18 protein-coding genes are annotated in these 23,962 nt (G+C 64.9%); 9 read left to right on the top strand and 9 right to left on the bottom strand.

Features of this window, described 5'->3' with window-relative positions; translation table 11 throughout:
- Nucleotides 1-120: 120 nt before the first annotated feature.
- Entirely contained in the window at nucleotides 121-1,134 is a 1,014-nt protein-coding gene (locus FJ425_RS07040; RefSeq protein WP_140542026.1) for a type II secretion system F family protein, read from the top strand.
- Between the two features lie 13 nt (nucleotides 1,135-1,147).
- The gene (locus tag FJ425_RS07045; RefSeq protein ID WP_140542027.1) at nucleotides 1,148-2,164 is read left to right on the top strand and encodes a type II secretion system F family protein; all 1,017 of its coding nucleotides are present in this window, start codon (nucleotides 1,148-1,150) and stop codon (nucleotides 2,162-2,164) included.
- Nucleotides 2,165-2,311: 147 nt separating this feature from the next.
- Here FJ425_RS07045 and FJ425_RS07050 read toward each other — a convergent pair whose 3' ends face one another.
- On the bottom strand, nucleotides 2,312-3,139 hold the full coding sequence (locus FJ425_RS07050; protein ID WP_140629488.1) for a tetratricopeptide repeat protein: 828 nt from the start codon (nucleotides 3,137-3,139) through the stop codon (nucleotides 2,312-2,314).
- 125 nt (nucleotides 3,140-3,264) lie between these two features.
- Here FJ425_RS07050 and FJ425_RS07055 point away from each other — a divergent pair, with 125 nt between their 5' ends.
- From FJ425_RS07055 to pdeM, 5 genes are all read left to right on the top strand, one after another.
- Nucleotides 3,265-4,629, top strand: coding sequence for a leucyl aminopeptidase family protein (locus FJ425_RS07055; protein WP_140629490.1), 1,365 nt, complete (start codon nucleotides 3,265-3,267; stop codon nucleotides 4,627-4,629).
- 67 nt (nucleotides 4,630-4,696) lie between these two features.
- Nucleotides 4,697-5,047: a MarR family winged helix-turn-helix transcriptional regulator gene (locus FJ425_RS07060; protein ID WP_040985896.1), complete on the top strand. Its 351-nt coding sequence runs from the start codon at nucleotides 4,697-4,699 to the stop codon at nucleotides 5,045-5,047.
- 49 nt (nucleotides 5,048-5,096) lie between these two features.
- The gene (locus tag FJ425_RS07065) at nucleotides 5,097-5,957 is read left to right on the top strand and encodes an NlpC/P60 family protein (RefSeq protein WP_140629493.1); all 861 of its coding nucleotides are present in this window, start codon (nucleotides 5,097-5,099) and stop codon (nucleotides 5,955-5,957) included.
- A gap of 274 nt (nucleotides 5,958-6,231) precedes the next feature.
- Nucleotides 6,232-8,763 carry a ligase-associated DNA damage response DEXH box helicase gene (locus tag FJ425_RS07070; RefSeq protein ID WP_140629766.1) on the top strand — a complete coding sequence of 844 codons (2,532 nt, stop codon included), beginning with the start codon at nucleotides 6,232-6,234 and terminating at the stop codon, nucleotides 8,761-8,763.
- 18 nt (nucleotides 8,764-8,781) lie between these two features.
- On the top strand, nucleotides 8,782-9,498 hold the full coding sequence (gene pdeM / locus FJ425_RS07075; RefSeq protein WP_140629495.1) for a ligase-associated DNA damage response endonuclease PdeM: 717 nt from the start codon (nucleotides 8,782-8,784) through the stop codon (nucleotides 9,496-9,498).
- A gap of 3 nt (nucleotides 9,499-9,501) precedes the next feature.
- Here the strand turns inward: pdeM and FJ425_RS07080 are convergent, their stop codons facing one another.
- Genes FJ425_RS07080 through FJ425_RS31495 form a run of 4 tightly spaced genes read right to left on the bottom strand, consistent with a single transcriptional unit; the run spans nucleotide 9,502 to nucleotide 14,259 of the window.
- Nucleotides 9,502-10,440 carry a DmsC/YnfH family molybdoenzyme membrane anchor subunit gene (locus tag FJ425_RS07080; protein ID WP_140629498.1) on the bottom strand — a complete coding sequence of 313 codons (939 nt, stop codon included), beginning with the start codon at nucleotides 10,438-10,440 and terminating at the stop codon, nucleotides 9,502-9,504.
- Nucleotides 10,441-10,442: 2 nt separating this feature from the next.
- On the bottom strand, nucleotides 10,443-11,177 hold the full coding sequence (locus FJ425_RS07085) for a 4Fe-4S dicluster domain-containing protein (protein WP_140629501.1): 735 nt from the start codon (nucleotides 11,175-11,177) through the stop codon (nucleotides 10,443-10,445).
- Nucleotides 11,174-14,104 (bottom strand): molybdopterin oxidoreductase family protein, encoded by a 2,931-nt coding sequence (locus FJ425_RS07090; RefSeq protein WP_140629503.1) that lies wholly within the window; start codon nucleotides 14,102-14,104, stop codon nucleotides 11,174-11,176. The genes FJ425_RS07085 and FJ425_RS07090 overlap by 4 nt, the downstream gene beginning before the upstream one ends.
- Complete coding sequence (locus FJ425_RS31495) at nucleotides 14,101-14,259, bottom strand: hypothetical protein (RefSeq protein ID WP_181164860.1); 159 nt, start codon at nucleotides 14,257-14,259, stop codon at nucleotides 14,101-14,103. The genes FJ425_RS07090 and FJ425_RS31495 overlap by 4 nt, the downstream gene beginning before the upstream one ends.
- A 124-nt stretch (nucleotides 14,260-14,383) precedes the next feature.
- On the opposite strand from FJ425_RS31495, the gene FJ425_RS07095 reads away from it, so the two are divergent.
- Complete coding sequence (locus tag FJ425_RS07095; protein WP_140629506.1) at nucleotides 14,384-15,271, top strand: LysR family transcriptional regulator; 888 nt, start codon at nucleotides 14,384-14,386, stop codon at nucleotides 15,269-15,271.
- Nucleotides 15,272-15,606: 335 nt separating this feature from the next.
- Here FJ425_RS07095 and FJ425_RS07100 read toward each other — a convergent pair whose 3' ends face one another.
- The 4 genes from FJ425_RS07100 to FJ425_RS07115 form a co-directional block, all read right to left on the bottom strand.
- Nucleotides 15,607-16,863, bottom strand: coding sequence for an Hsp70 family protein (locus FJ425_RS07100; protein ID WP_140629508.1), 1,257 nt, complete (start codon nucleotides 16,861-16,863; stop codon nucleotides 15,607-15,609).
- Nucleotides 16,864-17,064: 201 nt separating this feature from the next.
- Nucleotides 17,065-17,853 (bottom strand): TIGR02186 family protein, encoded by a 789-nt coding sequence (locus FJ425_RS07105; RefSeq protein WP_140542036.1) that lies wholly within the window; start codon nucleotides 17,851-17,853, stop codon nucleotides 17,065-17,067.
- Complete coding sequence (locus tag FJ425_RS07110; RefSeq protein ID WP_140629510.1) at nucleotides 17,853-18,776, bottom strand: sulfite exporter TauE/SafE family protein; 924 nt, start codon at nucleotides 18,774-18,776, stop codon at nucleotides 17,853-17,855. The genes FJ425_RS07105 and FJ425_RS07110 overlap by 1 nt, the downstream gene beginning before the upstream one ends.
- Nucleotides 18,777-18,968: 192 nt before the next feature.
- On the bottom strand, nucleotides 18,969-23,048 hold the full coding sequence (locus FJ425_RS07115; RefSeq protein WP_140722581.1) for an SEL1-like repeat protein: 4,080 nt from the start codon (nucleotides 23,046-23,048) through the stop codon (nucleotides 18,969-18,971).
- Between the two features lie 450 nt (nucleotides 23,049-23,498).
- Between FJ425_RS07115 and FJ425_RS07120 the strand changes: the two genes are divergently transcribed.
- Complete coding sequence (locus FJ425_RS07120; protein WP_140542085.1) at nucleotides 23,499-23,960, top strand: MerR family DNA-binding transcriptional regulator; 462 nt, start codon at nucleotides 23,499-23,501, stop codon at nucleotides 23,958-23,960.
- Nucleotides 23,961-23,962 lie beyond the last annotated feature (2 nt).

The following is a 23,962-nucleotide window of genomic DNA, read 5'->3' on the forward strand; positions in this document are numbered from 1 at the left end:
GTGATGCGGTCGGGTTCGGCGACTTCGCCGTAACTTTCCGTCCGCAATTGCGTCAAGACAAAGAGACAGGGCGGTTCGCCGTTTCCTTGGAACGGCGAAATGTCCTAGGGACCCCGGTCGATGTTCGGAATTGACACCACCGTACTGGCTTTCATCGTGCTTGCCGGCTTCAGCGCCGGCGCGGTGGCCTATGCTTTCCTGTTCACGCGCATCGACAACGAGAAGCAGGCCGGCAAGCGGCTTCAGACCATCAAGACAGCCGAAACGGACCGGTCGGTGGTGAAAGCGACGCGCGACCGCGCCGCGGAAGCGGTCAAGCGGCGAAAAAACGTTCAGGACACGCTGAAGCAGCTCGACGAGAAGCAGAAGACCAATGATCGCAACGTCAAGAAACCGCCGCTGAAGGTTCAGATCCGCCAAGCCGGCATGCAGGTTCCGATCGAGCGTTTCTATATCTATTCCGCTGTTTGCGGGATCATCCTGACGGCCGTTCTCTTTTTCCTCGGCGCGCCCCTATGGGCGCTGCCCGGTGCCCTGCTGGTGGGCGGCCTCGGCCTGCCGCGCTGGTTCGTGTCGTTTCGCCGCACACGTCGCACCAAGGCCTTCCTGGAAGAATTTCCGAACGCGCTCGACATCATCGTGCGCGCGGTCAAGTCCGGCCTGCCGCTCAATGATGCGATCCGCCTGATCGCCAACGAATCGCCCGAACCGGTCCGGTCCGAATTCCGCCGCATCGTCGATTCCCAGCAGATGGGCATGTCGGTGCCCGACGCCGCCATGCGCATGCCCGAGACGATGCCGTGCAGCGAAGCCGGCTTCTTCGGCATCGTCATCCAGATTCAGTCGCAGGCCGGCGGCAACCTGTCCGAGGCGCTGGGCAACCTTTCGCGCGTCCTGCGCGACCGCAAGAAGATGAAGGCCAAGGTCCAGGCGCTGTCGATGGAAGCCAAGGCATCGGCCGTCATCATCGGCGCCTTGCCGTTCGTCGTCGCCTTCCTCGTCTATCTGTCGAGCCCGAACTACATCATGCCGCTGTTCACCACCAACGTCGGCAACCTGATCCTCGGCTGCTCGGGTGTGTGGATGTCGATCGGCATCCTGGTGATGCGCAAGATGATGAACTTCGAAGTGTAGGGGCGCGGATCCGGTGACAGAGCAGGTCGTCAAAACACTCACCGACCCTTCTTTCCTGATCGCGATGCTGGTCGGCATCGCCGTGTTCGCGACCGTCTTCACGCTCCTGCCGGCGTTCGGCGGCACGTCGCTCAAGTCGCGCATGAAAAGCGTGGCGCTCGAACGCGACAAAATGCGCGCCGAGCAGCGTGCGCGGCTGGCCAACGAGGCCGACCGCCGCCGCAAGGGCCTGCGCGAGGAACAGTCCATCGGCATGCGCAACATCGTCGACCGCCTGGATCTCAGGCGCGCGCTTGCCGACGAGAGCACGATCCAGAAGCTCAAGGTCGCGGGCTTCCGCGGCCAGAACCCGCTGACACGCTTCCTCTTTTTCCGCCTGGTCCTGCCATTCGTCGGTTTTGCCTTGGCGGCCATCTATCTGTTCGTGCTCGGCGGCCTGCCGCAGCAGCCGGCCTTCATCAAGCTGTTCGTCTGTGTCGTTGTCGCCTATGGCGGCTTCTATGCGCCGATCCTCTACGTCAACAACCGCGCGACCAAGCGCAAGCAGTCGATCCAGCTGGCGTGGCCGGACGCGCTCGACCTGATGCTGATCTGCGTGGAATCCGGCATGTCGGTGGAAGCGGCCCTGCGCAGGGTAGCCGACGAGATCGGCACGCAGTCGGTGGCGCTTGCCGAGGAATTCGTGCTCACCAATGCGGAGCTGTCCTATCTGCAGGACCGCAAGAACGCCTATGAGAACCTGGCAAGCCGCACTGGCCTGGAATCGGTGAAGTCGGTATCCCAGGCCCTGGTCCAGGCTGAGCGCTACGGCACGCCGGTGGCGCACGCGCTACGCGTGCTCGCCTCGGAAAGCCGCGACATGCGCATGAACGCCGCCGAGAAGAAGGCCGCGGCACTTCCGCCGAAGCTTACCGTGCCGATGATCCTGTTCTTCCTGCCGGTTCTGTTCGCCATCATTCTGGGACCGGCCGGCATCCAGGTCAGCCAGCGCGGCATCTTCGGCGACCAGCACAGCTCCTCGAGCCAGTAAAGCAATTCCAGGAAAAGGGTCGAGCGGTTTTCCGTCCGGAATTGCGTAAAAACAAAGAGTTAGGGCCGTTCGCTTCAAATCAAAAAGCCGCGCGGGATCCGCGCGGCTTTTTTTGAACGGTGGTCGATTTGGCAATGCCGTCCGCGGTCAGTTCGTGGCGATCTTCGCCTTGGCCTTGTCCTGATCCTTCAATTGGCTCCAGGCGTTCTGCTGGGCAAGCATCTGGCGCAGATAGGCGACGTTGGCCTGCGCCTGTTCGGGCGACAGTTCCTGCGAGGCGATCTTCTCGGCTTCGTCGAAGCGGCCCTGCAGGCCGACGACCAGAGCGAGGTTCTGCCGCACTCTGCTGTCGGCGCCGGGCTGCTGCGCGGCGGAGCGCATATAGGTTTCTGCCGTGCGCAGGTCGCCTTCGAGCACATAGGACATGCCGAGATTGGACAGCACCGAAGGCTCGTTCGGCTTCAGTTCCAGCGCCTTGCGATAGTCTTGCCGCGCTTCGTCTTTCTGTCCCATCTGGTCGAGAATGGCGGCTTCCGCCGACACCAGCTTCCAGTCCGGATATTCGGGCGTCTGCGCGCGCCGCACGGCATCGAGGGCCGGTTCGAACTGGCCGTTGGCGGCAAGCGCCTTGCCATAGGCTGCAAGCACCTCGCGATCCTTGGGATAGGCGATCGCCAGCTTGCGCATCACCGCCAAAGACTGGTCGGCATCGCCGTCCATCTGCAGCGCCGCCGCGAAATTCATCGCGACGCGCTTGTCGCCCGGATTGCGGGCATAGGACTGGCCGAGCCTGGACGTGGCGGTACGCAATTCGCCGGACGACATCGTTTCCAGCGGCCTGCTGTCGGGGCGGGAGATGGAGCCCGTGGTGAACTTGCTGGTGCTGCCGCAACCCGCCACGCTGGCCGCCAGCGCCGCCATGAAAGCCGTGGTGATCAGACGCTTGGCTGTAAGGTTCAACGCTTCGGTCGGCATCGGCGCCCGGTCTCCATTCCTGTGCGGCCATTGGCTGGCCGTCTTCCCTCCGGCAGAAATATTCTGTTAACCCTAACGGACCGTTAAGAAGCGCCGACTCGAACTGTTCGGCCGGAGATCATCGCATGCCTGTCGAACTCATTGAGCAGAAGCCGGAAGCCGCCTTGCCTGTCTATCTGGTGGCGAAGGACGCCCTTGAAGCCGCGGCGCTGCCGCCCTCCGCCGTCGCCTGGGCAAGAGCCAACGGTTTTTCCGGCGAGGCAGGGCGCACGCTGGTCCTGCCGGGCGAGGGTGGCGGGCTTGCCGGCGCGCTGTTCGGGACAGGCGATGGCGAAAGCGTTCTTGCCCTCGGCGCGCTCGCAAGGGCGTTGCCGGAGGGCGACTGGCATTTCGCATCGCGCCCGGCGCAACCCGATCTCGCGGCGCTCGCGCTTGTCCTCGGCGGCTATGTCTTTACTCGTTACGGCAAGAAGCCCGGCAAGACTTTGCGCTTCGCGCTTCCGGAGGGCACCGACGCGGCGCATGTCAGCCGTGTCGCCGACAGCGTGTTCCTGACACGCGACCTCGTCAACACGCCGACCAGCGACCTCGGTCCGGTCGAATTGGAAGAAGCCGCCCGAAAACTGGCGACCGCCCACGGCGCCGATATCTCGGTGATCCATGGTGACGATCTCCTGATGCGGAATTTCCCGATGATCCACGCCGTCGGCCGGGCCTCCACTGGCGCGCCGCGGCTGATCGACATGAGCTGGGGACCGGGCGACGCGCCGAAGGTGACGCTGGTCGGCAAGGGCGTCTGCTTCGATACCGGCGGCCTCGACATCAAGCCGTCGTCGGGCATGCTTCTGATGAAGAAGGACATGGGCGGCGCCGCCAACGTGCTGGGTCTCGCCGCTATGATCATGGCGGCGAGACTGAATGTCCGGCTGCGCGTGCTGATCCCCGCCGTCGAGAATTCGATCGCCGGCAATGCCTTCCGGCCCGGCGACGTGCTCAGGAGCCGCAAGGGCATCACGGTCGAGATCGGCAACACGGACGCCGAAGGCAGGCTGATCCTGGCCGACGCGCTGGCGCTGGCCGACGAGGAGCAGCCCGCTTTGCTGGTCGACATGGCGACGCTGACCGGAGCCGCCCGCGTCGCGCTGGGGCCCGATCTGCCGCCTTTCTACACCAACGACGAGACGCTTGCCGCCGACCTGGCCGCGGCGTCGGTGGCGGTCGAGGATCCACTGTGGCGCATGCCTTTGTGGCGACCTTACGATGCAAAGCTTTCCTCGAAGATCGCCGACATCAACAATGTGACGACGGACGGCTTTGCCGGATCGATCACCGCCGCGCTTTTCCTCAAGCGCTTCGTCGAGAAGACCGACAGCTGGGCACATTTCGACATCTTCGCCTGGAACCCGGCCGACCGACCCTACGGCCTGACCGGCGGCGAAGCCCAAGGCATTCGTGCGCTGGAGCGGATAATTACGCAGCGATTTGCCTGAGCCGGAAGACCAAGCGGCAGATCGTCACTGAAACGGAACCGAAACAATTTGCCGGCATGCTTGGACGATGTCGATCTCGATGCGCCCGAGCCAGGCCTTGCGACTGTGGCAGCAGGTGATGCTGGCCCAGGTGCGCGACGGCGAGCCCGATCTCACCATGCGCCAGACGGCTATCCTGTTCACCATCTATCTCGATCCGCCGCCCCATACGGTGCGCGGGCTGGCCGCCAAGCTCAACGTCACCAAGCCTGTCATCACCCGGGCGCTGGACACGATGGGCGCGCTGAAGCTGGTCTCGCGCCACCGCGACGAGCTCGACAAGCGCAACGTGCTGATCCGGCGCACGGTGGAAGGCGCGCTCTTTGTCGAGCGCTTCGGCGATGGTATCGTCGCCAGGGCGCACGAACTGCCCATCTGACCTCATTGCCCCCATCTGAGTTCACTGCTGATTTGACTGGATTATCGATTTGACCGCCAGAGATGCCCGCCTTCATGCCTTCCGCTCCGACCTTGCCGATGCGAGGCTGAAGGGCGAGGTCGCCGCCGACCGCTTCGTCAACGGCCGCCCGGCGCGGATCACGGCGTCGGTCGCCGACCTGCGCAAGGCGCCGCGTCCCGACGCCGGCGTTAACACGCAGGCGCTGTTCGGCGACGACGTGCTGGTCTTTGAGGATGCCGAGGGTTGGGCCTGGGTGCAGGCCGAGCGCGACGGTTATGTCGGCTATGTGGCCGACAATCTGCTTGGCGCGCGCGAACATGCGCCCACGCATATCGTTTCCGTGCCGCGCACCTTCCTCTATCCCGCACCGGATCTCCGCTTTCCGGTCAGCGGACAGCTGTCGATGGGATCGACAGTGACGGTAACCGGCTCGGCCGAAACGCGCGGCACGAATTATGCGCTGCTGCCCTCCGGCCAGGCGGTCATCGTCGGCCATCTGCGGCCGATCGCGGAACTGGCGGAGGACTACGTCACGGTCGCCGAGAGCTTCCTCGGCACGCCTTATCTCTGGGGCGGGGTCTCGGGCTTCGGCATCGATTGTTCCGGCCTCGTGCAGTTGGCAATGCGCATGACGGGCAAGGATGTCCTGCGCGACGCCGACATGCAGGCGGCGTCGATCGGCACGCCGTTGGAGCCGGGTCCGGACTATTCAGGTCTCCGGCGCGGCGATCTCGTCTTCTGGAAAGGCCATGTCGCGATCATGACCGACGAAAGAGACATGATCCACGCCAATGGCCACACCATGCTGGTCTCGCGCGAAGGCCTTAAAGAGGCGGTCGACCGCATCGGTTATCTCTATGGCGGTCCGACGGGGTTTCGGAGGCCGTAGCGCCAGCCTCCCTTCTCCACCCTTGTGGGAGAAGGTGGATCGGCGCGCAGCGCCGAGACGGATGAGGGGTGCTGGACGGATCGCTACGTTGAAGAGCTAAGCGTCTTTCGCACCTCTATCTAGTCAGGTCTCATTTCTTCCAGCACCCCTCATCCGTCTCGGCGCTAGCACGCCGATCCACCTTCCCCCACAAGGGGGGAAGGAAGAATCGCGCTGATCCCCTTTTGTTCCGATTTTCCTTGGCGATTGCTTGCCGCCGCGCTACGTCTTGCGCGTGACCGAGCAGCCGCGCCTTGCCGAGCAGAATGCCGCCATCCTGCTGCCTGAGCCATTCGTCAGATGGTTCGGCGAGAAGGGCTGGTCGCCGCGCGTCCATCAGCTCGAGCTGCTGGCGAAGGCTCAAAGCGGCCAGTCGGTGCTGCTGATCGCGCCGACCGGCGCCGGCAAGACGCTGGCCGGCTTCCTGCCGTCGCTGACCGAGCTGGCCAACCGTCCGAAGCGAAAGCCGGGCGAAGCCCGCCGCGGCATCCACACACTCTATATCTCGCCGCTCAAGGCGTTGGCCGTCGACATCGAGCGCAATCTCGGCAAGCCGGTCGAGGAGATCGGCTTACCTGTCACCATCGAGACGCGCACCGGCGACACGCCTTCGCACAAGCGCCAGCGGCAGAAACTGGCGCCGCCCGACATATTGCTAACCACGCCAGAACAGCTCGCTTTGCTGATCGCTTCGAACGACGCCAAGCGCTTCTTCGAGGATCTGCGTTATGTCGTGCTCGACGAGCTCCATTCGCTGGTCACCTCGAAGCGCGGCCATCTTCTGGCGCTCGGCCTGGCGCGCTTGCGCGCTTTTGTTCCCGGGTTGCAGACCATAGGCCTGTCGGCGACCGTGGCCGAGCCCGACGAGTTGCGCCGCTGGCTGGTGAGCCAGGCTTCTCCAGGCGCCATGTCCGAGCTCATCGTCGTCACGGGCGGCGCGAAGCCCGAGATATCGATCCTCGACTCGGAAGAGCGGGTGCCCTGGGCCGGTCACTCCGCCCGCTACGCCACGCCTGAGATCTACCGCGAGATCAAGCGGCACAAGACCACGCTGCTGTTCGTCAACACCCGCAGCCAGGCCGAGCTGCTGTTCCAGGAGCTATGGCGCGTCAATGAAGACACTTTGCCGATCGCGCTCCATCACGGCTCGCTGGATGTCGCCCAGCGCCGCCGCGTCGAGAAGGCCATGGGCGAAAATGCGTTGCGCGCCATCGTCGCCACCTCGACGCTGGACCTCGGCATCGACTGGGGCGATGTGGATCTGGTTGTGCATGTTGGTGCGCCGAAAGGAGCGAGCCGCCTGGCGCAGCGCATCGGTCGCGCCAACCACCGCATGGACGAGCCATCGAAAGCGATCCTGATCCCGGCGAACCGCTTCGAGGTGCTGGAATGCCGGGCGGCGCTGGATGCCAATTATCTCGGCGCCCAGGACACGCCGCCGCTGGTCAATGGCGGGTTCGACGTGCTGGCCCAGCATGTGCTGGGCTGCGCCTGCGGGGCGCCGTTCCATGCCGACACGCTGTTCGATGAAGTAAGGACGGCTGCGCCTTATGCCAGCCTGGACAGGCCGACATTCGACCGGGTCATCGACTTCGTCGCCACCGGCGGGTACGCGCTGAAAAATTACGAGCGCTATGCCCGCGTCCGGCAGACCAAGGAAGGCTTGTGGCGGGTTTCAAATCCGGGTGTCGCCCAGCAATACAGGCTCAATGTCGGCACCATCATCGAAGTGCCGGCGCTCAATGTGCGTTACGTCCAGACCGGCAGCAGAGGGGCGGCCTCGCGCGGCGGCAGGGTGCTGGGAAAGATCGAGGAAGCATTCCTGGAGACTTTGACCCACGGCGACACCTTCATGTTCGGTGGCAAGATCCTGCGCTTCGAAGGCATTCGCGAAAACGAGTGCTTCGTCTCGAACGCGCCCGGCAGCGACGCGAAGGTGCCCTATTATGGCGGCGGCAAATTCCCGCTTTCGACCTATCTCGCCGAGCAGGTGCGGGCCATGCTCGATGACCCGCAACGCTGGAAGAAACTGCCTGAGCAGGTCGCCGACTGGTTAAGATTTCAGGCGGACAAGTCCGTTTTGCCGAAACGCGATGATCTGCTGATCGAGACTTTTCCACGCGGCAACCGCTACTACCTCGTGGCCTATCCGTTTGAGGGTAGGCTTGCGCATCAGACACTCGGCATGCTGCTCACCCGCCGGCTGGATCGGGCGGGAGCCAAGCCGGTCGGCTTCGTCGCCACCGATTATGCGCTGGCCATCTGGTCGCTGGCCGACATGGGCTGGATGTTCAAGAACAGAAAACCGTCGCTGGCCACGCTGTTCGATCAGGACATGCTGGGCGATGACCTCGAAGCCTGGTTTGCCGACAGCTGGCTGCTAAAGCGCACCTTCCGCAACTGCGCGCTTATTTCCGGACTGATCGAAAAACGCCATCCCGGCAAAGAGAAAAGCGGCCGCCAGGTGACCGTCTCGACAGACCTGATCTATGACGTGCTGCGCAGCCATGAACCCGACCATATTCTGCTGCAGGCTACCCGCACGGATGCCGCGACCGGGTTGCTCGATGTCAGCAGGCTTGCCGAGATGCTCTCGCGCATCCGCGGTCGAATCATGCATAAGAATCTCGAACAGATATCGCCGCTCGCCGTGCCGATCATGCTCGAAATCGGCAAAATGCCGGTGAATGGCGAGGCGGACGAAACGCTGCTGATGGATGCCGCCACCCTCGTCGAAGAGGCCATGGGGCCCGAAATGATGGATTGAAAGAAGGTCTAGGAGGGGATGAATTTTTCGCTGTCGCGCGCAACGCTGATCGCCGAGGCCGACCCTGTCGGCATCGCCTGCGAGCGCGCGGTCTGCGACCGGCGCGGCGTGCTCTATTTCCCCGATCTGCGGCTGCTCGCGGTCTCCGACCTGCATCTCGAAAAAGGCTCATCCTTCGCCAGGCGCGGCGCGCTGATCCCGCCCTACGATACCGGCGCAACGTTGCTGCGGCTTCAGGCGGTGATCGCCGACTACCAGCCGCGGATCGTCGTCAGCCTGGGTGATTCCTTCCACGACGGCGGCGGTGCCGAGCGCATGCATCTGAGTTTCCGCGAAAGGCTGGAGGCGATGATGGCCGGCCGCGACTGGTTCTGGGTCGCCGGCAACCACGACCCGGATGCGCCAGCCGACCTGCCGGGCGAGACCGTGCGGGAACTCGCCATCGGCTCGCTGCTCTTCCGCCACGAGCCGTCGAAGCTGCGGGTCGAAGGCGAGATCGCCGGCCATCTCCACCCTTGCGCGCGCATCGTCCAGCGCGGCCGCTCGGTCCGGCGGCGCTGCTTTGCCGGCGACGGCGGCCGCATGATCATGCCGGCCTTCGGCGCCTATACCGGCTCGCTCAACGTTCTCGACCGCGCCTATGCCGGCCTGTTCCGCCTGGAAACGCTGATGGCTTACATGCTCGGTGCCGAGCGCATCTTCGCCATTTCCGGCTCGATGCTCAGGCCGGGCTGAAGCTTACTCCCTGCCATAATAGAGGGTGACCGTATGCTTCGCCTCGGCGAAGAACAGCCAGCGCTCGACCAGCATGCCGGTAAGCTGGGCGACGGCTGCAAGCACGGATGCGACCGCGCCCAACGGCCATGGCAGGAAGAACACGGCAGCCAGCAGGATGGAGGGCACGGCAAAGGCCAGCGCCTGCGTGATCCGCCGCAGCTTGGCGCTATGCTTGCGCGCGATGCGGAATCCCATTTCCTTCAGCAGATAGTTTTCTTCCGTGTGCGGCCACTCGATCGACCGCACTGTGCCACCTGCGAGCCCGGTCGCAGTGTTGGCGGTGGTCGGGATCTCCAGCCGGTCATTGTAGCGCCAGGTCGCAAGCTTCCAGCCCCAGCCGGCGAGCGTGGCAAGCAGAGCCCAGATCGGCATCGCCGTTGAACCCAGCTTGAACCCCTGGAGCAAGGCGTTGGCGAGAACGCTTCCGGTCATCGCCGCGAAGATGAGATAGGCCGGCAAAGTATAGCGGCTGTGCCACTGCGCGATCGGCTTCAACGAAGCATAGATCATGCCGGTCGTGCAGATTGTCATGACCGCGCCTGCCGCCGTCAGCAGGCCGGCGGCCGCCACCCCGCCGCTGCTCTTGCCGAGAAACACCCAGCCGATGCCGAACAGGCCGGCCGGGATGAAGGTCGCGACCGAGGCCACGCCTTCGCGCGACAGCCACGAACTGCGCCATTGCGAGAAGGCCCGCCAGGCGCGCTCGGGACGGCCGAGATGGCCGGCGGAGGACAACAGGCCGGCCGCGATCAGGCCGAGCGCCAGCCCCATGCCGACAAGGCCAAGCCAGAAATCGGCCGGGATCACGCCAAATCCGCCAAGCAGGCCGAGCAGTGCCAGCAGGCCGTAGCCGGCGCCTGTGGCAGTGGTGAAGAAGACGACCGAGAAAGCGGGATGCATGGTCAGTTCGAAAGCATGCGGTCGATCCAGCCGAGGAAGCCGCCCTCGGCCCGGATCGGCTCCAGCGCCGGCGCGTCCACCTTCGCCGCGCGTTGGCTGCGGGCGCGCGGCGGCAGATATCTGTTGGTCGGCTGGTAGCCGAGCTCCGGCATCAGCGCGACGCCGCCACGCTCCTCGACAAGCTGCGAGATCGCCGAGGCCGGATCGCCGAGATCGCCGAAATGCCGGGCGCTGGTCGGGCAGGCCGCCACGCAGGCCGGCACGCGGTCTTCCTCGGCCAGATTGTCGTTGTAGATGCGGTCGACGCACAGCGTGCATTTCTTCATCACGCCGACATCGGTGTCGAGCTCGCGCGCGCCATAAGGACAGGCCCAGCTGCACAATTTGCAGCCGATGCACTTGTCCTCGTCGACCAGCACGATGCCGTCCGAGGCGCGTTTGTAGGAGGCGCCGGTCGGGCAGACGGTGACGCAGGCCGGCTGCTCGCAATGCAGGCAGGAGCGCGGGAAATTCACCGTGCGGCCGCCCAGCTCCGTCGTATGCTCGTAACTATGCACCCGGTTGAACCAGACGCCGTCGACATGTCCGCCATAGGGATCGATATCGGTCAGCGGCGCCATGTGGCCGCCGGTGTTCCACTCCTTGCAGGCGGTCACGCAGGCTTGGCAGCCGACGCAAGTGTCGAGGTCGATGACGAGGCCGAGTTTTTTCTCGGTTCGAGCGGGAAGACAGGTCATTCGGCGGCTTCCCTCTTCATGCGAAACGCGGCGCCGAAGCGAAGCACGTCAGGCGAAGGCTCGAAATGCGGCGGCTGGGCGAAACGCTCGAATTGCGGCTCTGTGAAGCCGGCTTCCTCAGGCGCGCATTTGATGATCCGCACGCGAACGTCGAACCACGCCGCCTGGCCGGTGACCGGATCCGAATTCGAATAGCGCTTGCCGTTGGCGTTCGTCGCAGTCTGGTCGCCGACGATATGGTTGAGCAGGAAGCCGCGATTGCTCTCCGCCGCATCGTCCTTCAGGCCCCAGCTGCCGCGCCGCTTGCCGATCGCGTTCCAGGTCCACACCGTGTCCGGGTTCACGCCGTCGATCAGCTTGATCTGGCCCTTCACCCTTCCGTTGACGCTTTCGATCCACACCCAGTCGTCGTCGGAAAGGCCAAGACCGGTGGCGGTCTGCGTATGCACAAACAGCCGGTTCTGGCTGGTGATCTGCCGCAGCCACGCATTCTGCGAGCCCCAGGAATGGTACATGTGCATCGGCCGCTGCGTCAGCGCATGCAGCGGATATTTTTGCAGGTCGACGGTGTCCTCCTCGAAGGGCGCGTACCAGAAGGGCAGCGGGTCCATATAGGCCTCGATGCGGCCGCGCTCGGCGTCCGGCGGCTGCACCTTGCCATGGCCGCGCCCGGCAAGCCTGAACCGCTGCATCGGCTCCGAGTAGAGCTGGAAGACGATAGGCTCGGCCTTGGAAATGAAACCCATCTCGACCGCGAAATCGAGATAGGCGCGGTTGCCCATTTTGTAATAGCGCTGGTCGTCGGAAAAAGCGTGGTGCCAGAAGCCGCCATTGTCGATGTAGCGCTGCAGCTGGTTGGGGTTGGCGGCGCCCCTGCCGATCGAGCCGCCATTCTCGCCGCGCCAGCCGGCTAAAGGGCCGATGCCGGGCGTGCGCTCGTGGTTGACGATGTAGTCGGCATAGTCGCGGTATTTGGCTGAGCCGTCTTCGTCGACGAAGCCCGGCAGGCCAAGCCGCGCGCCGAGCTCTATCAGCACGGACTGGAACGGCCGCACGTCGCGGTCCGGCTGCACCACGGGATGGCGGATGGCGTCGCCCGGACCGTCGGCATGGCTGATCGGCCGGTCGAGCAGGCTGATGCAGTCGTGCCGCTCGAGATAGGTGGTGTCGGGCAGCACCAGGTCGGCGAAAGCCACCGTTTCGGAATAATAGGCGTCGGAATAGATGATGAACGGGATCTTGTAGGCGCCCGCCTCGTCCTTGTCGGTCAGCATACGAATGGCCTCGACCGTATTCATCGACGAGTTCCACGCCATGTTCGACATGTACATCATCAGCGTGTCGATCGGATAAGGATCGCCGGCCCAGGCGTTGCGGATGACCGAGTGCATAAGCCCGTGCGCGGCCAGGGGCGCTTCCCAGGAATAGGCTTTGTCGATGCGGGTAGGCCGCCCGTCATCGTCGACGAGAAGATCGTCCGGGCTGCAGACGAAGCCGAGCGGCATGCCGTCCAGCGGCGTCATCGGCCGAACGTTTTTTCCGCATGGCTTCGGCTCCGGCGGCGCCGGGCGCGGGTAGGGCGGCTTGAAACGGAAACCGCCTGGAACATCGACAGTGCCCAGCAGAACCTGCAGCAGATGGATGGCGCGGCAGGTGTGAAAGCCGTTGGAATGGGCCGAAATACCGCGCATGGCATGCATCGAGACAGGACGGCCCCTGATCGTCTCGTGCCGGCGGCCCGCCCAGTCGGTCCAGGCGACCGGCAGCTCGATCGCCTGCTCAAAGGCGACATGCGCCAGCTCCGCCGCGATGCGCCTGATCGTGTCGGCGTCGACACCGCAGCGCTCAGCTACCGCGTCCGGCGAATAGGTCTCGTCAAGATAGCGTTCGGCGATGAGCTGGAAGACAGGCACGCAGCGCTGTCCGCCGATCTCATAGCTGCCGGTCAACGCCGGCTTTGCTTCGGGGTCGGTTGCGTCGATCGGTTGCTTGGCCACACGGTCCCAAGCCAGCGGATTGCCGTCGCCGTCTCGCACGAACAGCCCGTCGTCGGCGGTCCCCGATTCCTGCACGACCAGCACCGGCGCGTTGGTGTAGCGTAGCAGATAGTCGAGATCGACGCGGCCGGCCTTGAGCAATTCATGGACAAGCGCCAGCACGAACAGACCGTCCGTGCCCGGCCGGATGCCGATCCAGTCGTCGGCGATCGCGTTGTAGCCGGTGCGGCAGGGGTTGATCGAAACCACCTTGGCGCCGCGCGCCTTGAGCTTGCCGAGACCGATCTTGATCGGGTTGGAATCGTGGTCCTCGGCGACGCCGAACAGCATGAAGTATTTCGTGTTGTCCCAGTCTGGCTCGCCGAACTCCCAGAACGAGCCGCCGATCGTGTAGAGCCCGCCGGCCGCCATGTTGACGGAGCAGAAACCGCCATGCGCGGCGAAATTGGGCGTGCCGAACTTCGACGCCCACCAGCCGGTCAGCGATTGCGACTGGTCGCGCCCGGTGAAGAAGGCAAGCTTCCTCGGATCGGTGCGGCGGATCGCCGACAGTCGTTCGGTGGCGATGGTCAGCGCTTCGTCCCACTCGATCTCGCGGAACTCGCCGGAGCCGCGCGGACCTGTGCGCAGCAGCGGCTTCTTCAGCCGCGCCGGACTGTAATGCTGCATGATGCCGGCGCTGCCCTTGCCGCAGATCACGCCCCGGTTGACCGGATGGTCCTTGTTGCCGTTGATGTAGCGGACCTTGCCGTCCTTGATGTGGACGTCGATGCCGCAGCGGCAGGCGCACATGTAGCAGGTGGTCTTGGCGATGCGGTCGGAGACGCTTGGCGATGTCTCGACGCCGTCGCCCTCGTCAGGCGCTCGGCTGTCGGCCAGCGGCCGCTGCGAAGGGGCGGAATTGGTGCCGCGCGGCGCGCCGGGATTCATGCTCCGCGAACGCTCTTGCCGCTCGCCGTCTTGGCCTTCGTCTTGGGACCCGGGCCGCGCATATAATGGAGTTCGGGGTGATAGCGCTCGCCGGCGAGCTGCCGCTTCAGACGACGGTTCCAATGCGCGAACAAGGATTTGAAGCGCTCGATCATTTCAACCCTTGGCGGAAATGCAGCTAATTTTTTCCAACTTCCGATAAAAACTTAGAACAAAGCCATTGATGCGTCTAACAAGCAGCTCTTGTAATTCCAATCGATTTTGCTTCTTAGTTAGCCCATGACCCTCGATCAGTTGCGCATCTTCGTCGCCGTCGCCGAGCACGGCCATATGACCAAGGCCGCCGAGCGGCTCGGCATCTCGCAGTCGGCGGCGTCGGCCGCCATCCGCGCGCTCGAAAGCCAGCACGGTGTGCGCCTGTTCAACCGGGTCGGCCGCAACATCGAGCTGGCCCAGACCGGCCATCGCTTCCTGCCGGAGGCGAAGGCGGTCCTGGATCGCGCCGCGGCCGCCCGCGGCGTGCTGGAGGATGTCTCGCAGACCGTCGCCGGCAGCCTGTCGATCGCGGCCAGCCAGACCATCGCCAGCTATTGGCTGCCGCGCCGCCTGGCTGCCTTCCATGAGGCCTATCCTGCCGTGAAGCTTAGCGTGACGATCGGCAACACCCGGCAGGTCGAGACCAATGTGCTGGACGGCCGCGCCGATTTCGGCCTGGTCGAGGGCCGCACCGAGTCCGACATCCTGCGCCGCGCCACGGTCGACGAGGATCGCCCGATGCTGGTGGTGGCGCGCGGGCATCCTGAAATTCCGACGACGCGGGCGGGAAACCTCGACATCAGGGCATTGCGCTGGATCATCCGGGAAGGCGGGTCTGGCACCCGCGAGGCGCTGGAGGATTTCGCGCTCAGCCAGGGGGTCCCGCCGGCGGAGCTGCAGATATTCCTTGTCCTGCCCAGCAACGAGGCGGTGCGCCAGGCCGTCGAGGCTGGCGCGGGGGCGACGATCATTTCGGAACTGGTGGTCGCGCGCTCCCTGGCAGAGGGCAGCCTCAGGGCCGTGCCGGTCGAATTGCCGAAGCGCGACTTCGCCATGATCACCCACCGCGACCGCCAGGCGAGCCTCGCGCAGATGGCGCTGAAGGCGCATCTTGGTGGAAAGGCCGGCTGAGCCCAAGCGGCACCCGGACTATATTCTTGGGATGCTGATCATCGCGAACGTTCGCGATTGTCCGAGGCCTCCGAACGTCGTCATCCACGGGCGGAGCGACGCGAAGCGGAGCGTAGACCCGAGGATCCATTCCGTGACCTTCGACGTGGAATGCAGCGGAGCAGAATTCTGCACCGTAGCAGCGCTCGGATATCACAGGATCCTCGGGTCTGCGCCGCGTCGCTTCGCTCCTTGCTCCGCCCGTGGATGACGACGTCACGGGCGTTTCGGCCAACCTCCCTGCATGCCGTCGCCACCCGATGGACAACCCCCACAGCTACCGTGCGGCAAAACGCTCACGCATATTTCCGCTGCGCGTCGAGCGCCAGCCCAAGGCCCACCGAGCCGAACATGTCGCCTTCGATGACGGCGGCCTGCGGCACCAGCGCCAGGATCTGCCGTTTCGCCAGCGGGATGGCGGTCGAACCGCCGGTGAGGAACACGGCGGTGATGGCCGAGGCGGCAACACCAGCGTCGGCGATCGTCTGTTGGACCGTCGCCGCCACTCGTTCGATGTCGCCGCCGATCGTCTCCTCGAGGCCGGCGCGCGTGATCTCGGCCGCGAAGCGCGCGCCGGGCAGCGACACGCTCACCTCCGCCGAAGAGTGGTCGGTCAGCGCGATCTTCGCCGTTTCGACAAGGCCCGCCATTGCATGGCCGTAGCGATGCTCGACGACATGGATGAAGCGGTCGACGAGGTCGGCTCGCTCGGCTTCGTAGCGGATCTGTCGCAGGTCGTTCATGGCCTTGGCCGTGTAGACGAGGTTGATGCGTTGCCAGGTCGCAAGGTCGATAAAGTAGGCCGCGGGCAGGTTGCGCTTGTGGTCCTTGGTCCGCGTCAGATAGCCGAGCTCGGGCATGACATGGGTGATGCTGAGCAGCCGGTCGAAATCGGTGCCGCCGATATGGATACCCCGGTTGGCTAATATGTCGGCCTTGCGGTCGGTCGAGCGGGCGCGCTCCGGCGAGACTCGTACGATCGAGAAATCGGAGGTGCCGCCGCCCATGTCGACGATCAGCGCCAGCTCCTCGCGGGAAACCTTCTGCTCGTAATCGAGCGCCGCCGCGATCGGCTCGAACTGAAAGGCGATGTGCTTGAAGCCTTGCGCGCGCGCTGCCTTTTCCAATTCGCCCTGTGCCTTCGCATCGGCGGCCGCGTCGTCGTCGACGAACTGCACGGGCCGGCCCAGCACGACGTTGTCGACCGGACCGCCGGCATCTTGTTCCAGCCGTTTCTTGAGATGATCGATGAACAGGCCGACGATGTCGATGAAGCCGATCTGGCGCGCCTTGATGCGCGTCTTTTCGTTGGCGAGCGAGCTGCCGAGAACGCTCTTCAGCGAGCGCATCAGACGCCCTTCGATGCTGTCGGTATAGTCGCTGATCGCACGGCGACCGAAATAGGTGTAGCCGTCCTCGAAGTTGAAGAACACGGCGCTCGGCAGGGTGGGTTGCTCGCCTTCCAGCGCCACCAGTCGCGCCCGGCCGTCGCGGATCACGCCAACGGTGGAATTGGACGTGCCGAAATCGATGCCGCCGAATGCCGATCGCATCGCAGCCTCCTGTCGTTGCCTTGGGGCAGGGGTTGTCAACGACGCGAGACGCGCCGTTGTCTGGAAAGCCAAACCGCTCTGCCGAAAATCGAGATGTGTGTGCTGTCCCTAGGGCTGGGAGGCGGCGATGTATCGCAAAACCAGCAAAAGGGAAACCCTGTTTCACGGGAAAATGGGGTCTTCCCATTGTTCTCGCGGGCATCAATCCTTGCGGAAGATGAGCCGGCCCAGCCAGCCGGTCAGCATGGCGAGCGATATGGCGAACACGCCATAGAGGAAGGAATAGTCATGCGCGACGCGGAAGACCGATTGCTCGAAGCCGGATTTGCGGATTTCGAGCTGGGCCGAGCTTTCCTTGACGAACATGCCGCTCTTGAACAGGAAGGCGCGTGCCTTGTGCGTGCCGACCGGAACATTGGGTGCCAGCCGCACGGTGGCGCGAAACAGGTTCTGCGACAGGAACTGCACGCCGCCGACATTCTCGCTGTAGAGGCCGGTCGCCGCCTTGCGGTCGCGAAGTGCCGCCGTGAATTCCTCGATGGTTGCCGGGCTGTCGGTCTCGTCGGCGGGTTTCATATAGAGGTTCTGCGCGCCAAGCGAGAGCTGCTTGTATTTGGCGGGCTCGGCGATGTCCTGCAGCGGCCGCGTCGTCGCGACGGAATAAGAGACCGGCACGTTCTCGAATGTCTCGGAGTCCAGATTGATCCAGACGCCGAGCACGCGGTCCTTGCGCCGGACCACGACCGGCCTCGGCGGCCCTTCGAGCACGACGATCACGTCGTAGCGTCCTTGGCGTGCGACCAGGGGGTCGGGATTTTCCAGCGATCCGAAGATTGTGAGGTCGGCGCCGGAGAAGCCCGCCGTGATGGAAATGGCGTCGGTCGACAGGCCGATCTGGATGCTTTCGGCGGGCGGCGTCTGCGCCGTCGCCGGGGAAAGGGCAAAGAGCATCGACAACGAGACGGCTGCAAATGCTCGTCGTGCCGCCATCAGTTAAGGCCCGCGGCGGTAAGCGAATAGAGATTGGGCGGCGTCACGAAGAGATCGACGGCAAGGCGTATGGCGACGGCCAGCACCAGCATCGCCAAAAGCGCGCGCAGCTGCTCGCCGCGCAACCGCTGGCCGGCCTTGGCGCCGTATTGCGCGCCGGCGACGCCTCCGGCCATCAGCAGGAAGGCCAGGATCACGTCGACCGTCTGGTTGGTCGTGGCATGCACCAGCGTCGTATAGGCCGAGGTGAAGATGATCTGGAACAACGAGGTGCCGATGACGACATTGGTCGGCACCTTGAGCAGGTAGATCAGCGCCGGCACCATGATGAAGCCGCCGCCGACGCCCATGATCGACGACAGGAAGCCGATCCCGGCGCCGAGCCCGAGCACCGGGATGACGCTGACGAACAGCTTCGAGGCGCGGAAGCGCATCTTGAACGGCAGCCGGTGGATCCAGTTGTGCTGCCCGGATTTCTTGAGCACGGGTGCGGCGCCGCTGCGGCTGGCGCGCAGCGCGTTGACGCTTTCGACCAGCATCAGCCCGCCGACCGTGCCGAGCAGCACGACGTAGAGCAGCGAGATGAACAGGTCCAGCTGGCCGAGCCGGCGCAACAGCGCAAAGACGAAGATACCGGCCGTCGAGCCGACGATGCCGCCGGCCAAAAGCACGCCGCCCAGCTTGAAGTCGAGCGTGCCGCGCTTGAAATGCGAAAGCGCGCCGGAGAAAGAGGAGGCGATGACCTGGTTCGCGCCGGTGGCGACGGCGATTGCCGGCGGGATGTTGTAGAAGATCAGAAGCGGCGTGATCAGGAAGCCGCCGCCGACCCCGAACATGCCCGACAGGAAACCCACCGCGGCGCCCATCGCGAGCAGCACGAAGACGTTGACGGAAATTTCCGCGATCGGGAGATAGATGCCCACCCGTCTGTCTCGATCAGTTTGTCTGTCGGCGTATAGTGCCGTCCCCGGACAGTAAAGCACCGAAAAGCCAATTTTTTCTTGCGCCTGCGCGGCGGCGGGATCAACCCCCGCCGCCGCGCCGAAACAAAAACCATCTCAATCAGTTAACAGGCAAATGTGTGGCAGGGCGTCGCATATGCGACGCGTCCGCCCTTATTTGTGCGCCAAGAGCGCCTTGACGAGCGGCGCGTCAATCTCGCCCGTCGGCTTCATCTTGTTGTCGGTCTGGAAGGCCATGATGGCGTTTTTGGTCTTGCCGCCCATCACGCCGTCGGCACCGCCGGCATCGTAGCCGTTCTTGTTGAGGATCAGCTGAATGTTCTTCACCGCCTTCTTCATATCGATCCCGGCGGTCGTCTGCGGCGCGCTGTCCTGCCAGGACTCCGGAACGTCGGCCGAGTTGGCGGCCGCGTTGAGCGGCTTGGCCTTCCACAATTCCGTGGCGGCGCGCGCCCGCTCGAGCTGTTCGGGCCTGAGCGCATTGGCGATCTCGTCGCGCTTGGCGGCGGCGTCCTTGTCGCCGGTCTTGGCGACGAGCGCGAACCACTTGTAGGATTCTTCCAGGTTCTGCTTCATGCCGACGCCCTTGGCGGCCAGGATACCGAGGTTGAACTGGCTGTCCTTGACGCCGAGGTCGGCGGCTTCCTGGAACCAGTGCGTCGCCGATTCATTGTCGGTCACGCCGTCCGCCGCCATGGCGAACAGCACCGCCAGATTGTGCATGGCGCTGGCGTTGCCCTGTTCGGCGGCGAGCTGGTAATAGGTCTTGGCCTTCTTGATGTCGCGCGCGACGCCGATGCCTTTTTCGTAAAAATTGCCGATGCGGTATTCGGCCGGCGCGAAGCCGAGCTCGGCCGACTGCTCATACCATTTGGCGGCCGCCTTCATGTCTTCCTTCACGCCGCGCGATTCCGCATAGCGCGAGCCGATCTCGAACAGCGCCTTGGCGTCGCCGCCGGCGGCCGCGTCGCGCAGCGCCACTGGACCGATTTCGGAAGGAATATCGAATTTGGCAGCGGCGGCCTGGTTCCCGGCCGTCGGCACGGCGCCTGTCGTGTCGGCGGAGATTGCCGTCGGAGTGCTGGCGGCGGCGCCCTCGGCTGCCGGACTGGCCGTCATGGGATTCTTGGCCATCGGCTGCATGTCGCCATCCGTGTCCGTCTCGGTGGTTGCGGCTGCGGCGGCGGGTTCGGGCGGCGTTGTCGAAGCCATGGGAGCCGGCACCGGCTCGGCAGGCGCAGCAAGCGCCACTGGCGCGGGCGCCGGTCCGGCGGGCATGGCTGCGGCATTTTCGGGACTTGAAGGGATGGAAGCGGCCGGTGCCGCGTCCTTGACGGGCTCGGCCTGCCTGACGGGCCGGGCCGGGCCGCTTTCGTCCTGTGCGGTTTCCGCGCCGGCTTTTTGCGTGTCGGCTTGCGGGCTGGCGATGGCATTGAGCGAAGCCGTGTCGACCGCCTGCGTGGAGACGATCGGCGCAGGCTGGTTGTTGGCGGTTTCGACGGGATCTGACAAAAAGGCCTTGCCCAGCTGCAGGCCGGCAAGCGCCATCATGATCGCGGCCGCCGCCATCAGGATCGGCTTGCGCCGCGCCTTGAGCAGGTCGCCTATCCTCAGCGCCTTCACCGGGCCGGTCATGGTCGATTGCCGCTTCAGCGTGTCGGCTTCCGCGGCGGCGGCCTGGGCCGCGCGGCGGGCCGCGGCGATGAAATCGGACTTCGCGGCATCGCCCTCGTTGCGCTTGACCGGCTGGCCGCCGCGCTCGTCGCGCACGCGTTTCATGATGGCGTTGAGGTCCGGCGCGCCGGAACCGGGCTCCAACGGCCGGTTGGCGGCCTTGGGGTCGAGCGGCTCGTCGATGTCGACGCTTGGCACGTCGGCAACTTGCGCCGAACCCGCCAGCGGCATTGTATCCGCATCCTTCTTGCCTTTGAAGGCGCGCGCCAGGCCACCGAACATCGATCTCTTGCGGCCCGCCGTCTCGCTCTTGTCGCCAATCGCATCCGGTCCGAGCGCCGCCATGGCCGCTGCGGCCGCGGCCTCGGCCGGCGTGCGCGGCGCGTCTGACTCATCGCGCATGATCGCCGCCGCGCGGCCTTCGAGACCGGCCATGTCTCCCGTGAGCGGCAGCGGCTGGTCGATGTCCATCGAAGGCGCGTCCTGCACCGCGATCTTGCCGCCGCGGCCGCCGCGCTTGCCGGCCGGCTGCGGATCGACCAGTTCGCTGACCGCTTCGCTGGTCTCGTCCGATTCGAGCGAGCCGAGCCTGTCGACGATCTTGAGCAGCGTATCGTGGATCGCCTCGAATGTGCGCGAGTTGCGCTCGTCGGAGCGGCGGGTGAGCGCTTCGAGCGTCTTCAGGTCCTGGGCGAGGCCGGCAACGGCGGTCGCGTTGCTCTGAGCCGTGCTGGACGTCGAGTCGGCAAGCGATCTGACGGCGCTCTCGGCCGCCTCGCGCGCCACGGTCAGGATGGAATCGCGCGTGCCCGCCAGCGACTTCTCGATCTCGTTGAGGCGCGGGCTGATGTCCTCGAATTCGGGCAGCGGCGTGCCGGGCTTGGAAAGATGCGCCGACAGGCCGGCGACCTGCGCCTCCAGGCTGCGGATCAGCGCCGGATCGATGCCCGCGACCTGCTGCGCGGACGATTCCAGCCGGCTGGAAATATCCTCGAGCCGGCTCTCCAGCCCGCGGATCGCCATGTCGTTGGCGGGATCCGGCGTGCGTGTCTCGATGCGCTTGGCCAAAGCGGTGAAGCGGGCGTCGATCACCTCCATGATGCCGGCGCTCTCGTCCTGGCGCATGCGCTGATCGAGCCTGTCGGCGACCTCGTCCAGCCGACGCTCGAGATCGCGAAACAGGATATTGCCCTGTTCCATCGCATCGCCCTGGCGGCGCTCGATTAGCATCGACAGCGCCTCGAAGCGCTGTTCCAGGCCTTGGAAGATATGATCGGCGTCGGGCATGGCCTGCGCGCGGTCCATCTTGTCGGTGATCAAGGCGATCTGCTTGCCGAGCCGCTCCATGGCCTGCTCGGGCACGTCCGCCCTGCCGGCCAACTGGTCCACACGGCTGCTGAGAAGATTGAGGTGATCGATGACTTCCGCGCCGGGCCGCGACTGAGCGACCTCTTCGATCTGCACTGCCAGGGAGGCGATGCGCTTCTCGATCCGGCCGAAGGTCTCGGGGTCGAAGGCATTGGCCTGCGCGGCTACCGTCGAGGCGACGATGGCGCGGGAAATCTCGTCCAGCCGCTCGTCGATCATGGCCAGCGTCTCGCCGCCGCGCATGGTCTGCTGGCCGGCGAAACGGTCGACCGCTCCGGCAAGCGTGCGCACCTTTTCCTCCAGCGAGCGCAGCGAAAGCGATTCCGGCAGGTTGTTGACGGCGCTGCTGATCTGTTCGAGCCGGTCGGTCAGCACCGAAAGACTCGGGCCTTCCGCTCGCTTGCGCTGATCGGCGTCGACGCGGTCTTCGAAGGCGCTCCAGCGGCGGTCGAAATCGTCCCAGCGACGGTCGACCTTCTGCACGCTTTCCTCGCGTGCCAGCGTGTCCAGCGCGCCCTTCACCTGTTCCAGTTCCAGCCGCAGCAGGTTGACGCTGCGGTCGTCGCTCTTTTCGGCCAGTGTCTGGATGGCGCCCGAAAGCCGCTCGAATTCGAGGCCGAGCTCGGCGCTGCTCTTATCCGGCAGGCCGTTGGCGCCGCGCTGCATAGCGCGGTCGATGTCCTGGCGAAACGCCTCGAATTCGCGCTGCAGGCCGGCGGTCATCTGGTGGCGCAATTCCTCGCGCAGCCCGCGCAATTCGACGGCGATCTTGCCGACCATGGCGACGCTGTCTTCCTGGCCGCGCACCCGGTCGATGTCACGCGCGATCGCCTGATAGCCCTGGTCGAAGGCGGGCGCGGCGGGCGCCGGATTTTGTGGCGCACGCGGTTGCAGCCGCTGATTCTGTGAGCCAGGATTCTGCGCCGCCGGGTTTTGCGGCGGCCGGTCCAGGGGTCTTTGCGCGGCATAGGTGTCTTCGTACCAGCGCGGCTGGCCGTAAGGCTGCGTGCTTGGATAACGTGGCTCGACCGGCGGCCGCCGCAGGTCGGGGCGATCGGGCATGTCGGCGCGCGTGCGGTCCAGCCGCTGCTCCAGCGTTTCGAGCGAGCGGTTCAGTTCTTCGAGCGAGGCGTGCGGCCGGCGTTGCCTGCCGGCGTTGAGTGTATCGAGATAGGACCGCTTGCTGTTCATCGATGCGCCCGTGTTCAGAATGGCCGGCCGGAGGCCGGTCTCCCATTAGCCTGCCGGGAACGAAGCGAGCCGAGCGGTTTTGCTGCGGAGGAAGACGGGCTTCCCGGGTTTTCACCCACGCTTCGAAAACCGTGAAAAATTCTCTACAGGATAAACACGGGTGACCGACATGCGCACATTTCGCCCAACGTGGTAAACAAGGCGTTAACCAAGCTTAAGAAGCCGCGCATAATCGTGAGCCGCCTGGCGGGTGCGGCATAAAGCTCCGTTTCGACAACGCCCTTGCGTCACCCTGCGGCTGACGATATAGAATTGACGTAAACGTAAAAGGTGCGAAGCCGTGCCTCTTGCGATTGACTTGTTGCAACCACGATTGGAAGCACGCCCCCGCTTCCACTCAGGCGACGCTTGGTCCGCGACCGCGACGCCACCAGGGGAAAGCCAGTGACCATGAAACTTGTTTCGCCCGGCGAAGCCGCGGCCAATACCAATGACATCCCGGTCGAAGCCGGCGAGGAATTCGTCCGCATCGGCGAGATGGCCAAGAAATACGGTGTGACGCTGCGCACGCTGCGTTTTTATGAAGACAAGGGCCTGCTCAATCCGCATCGCGACGGCTCGACCCGTCTCTATACGCGCCGCGACAAGGCTCGCCTGAAGCTGATCCTGCTCGGCCGCAAGGTCGGGTTCTCGCTGCGCGACGTCAAGCAGATGATGGATCTCTACGATCCGACCGGTACCAACACCAGGCAGTTGCGGCTGGCCCTCGACAAGTCGGAGAAGCAACTCGCCCGCCTGCAGAAGCAGCGCGCGCTGATCGACGACGCGATCAACGAGCTCAGCGCCTCGATGACACAGGTGCGCCACATGCTGACTGAGCGCACCGCGCCGCAGGCCAGCGCCGCCGGCTGATC

Source organism: Mesorhizobium sp. B2-7-2 (assembly GCF_006440775.1).
Classification (GTDB): domain Bacteria; phylum Pseudomonadota; class Alphaproteobacteria; order Rhizobiales; family Rhizobiaceae; genus Mesorhizobium.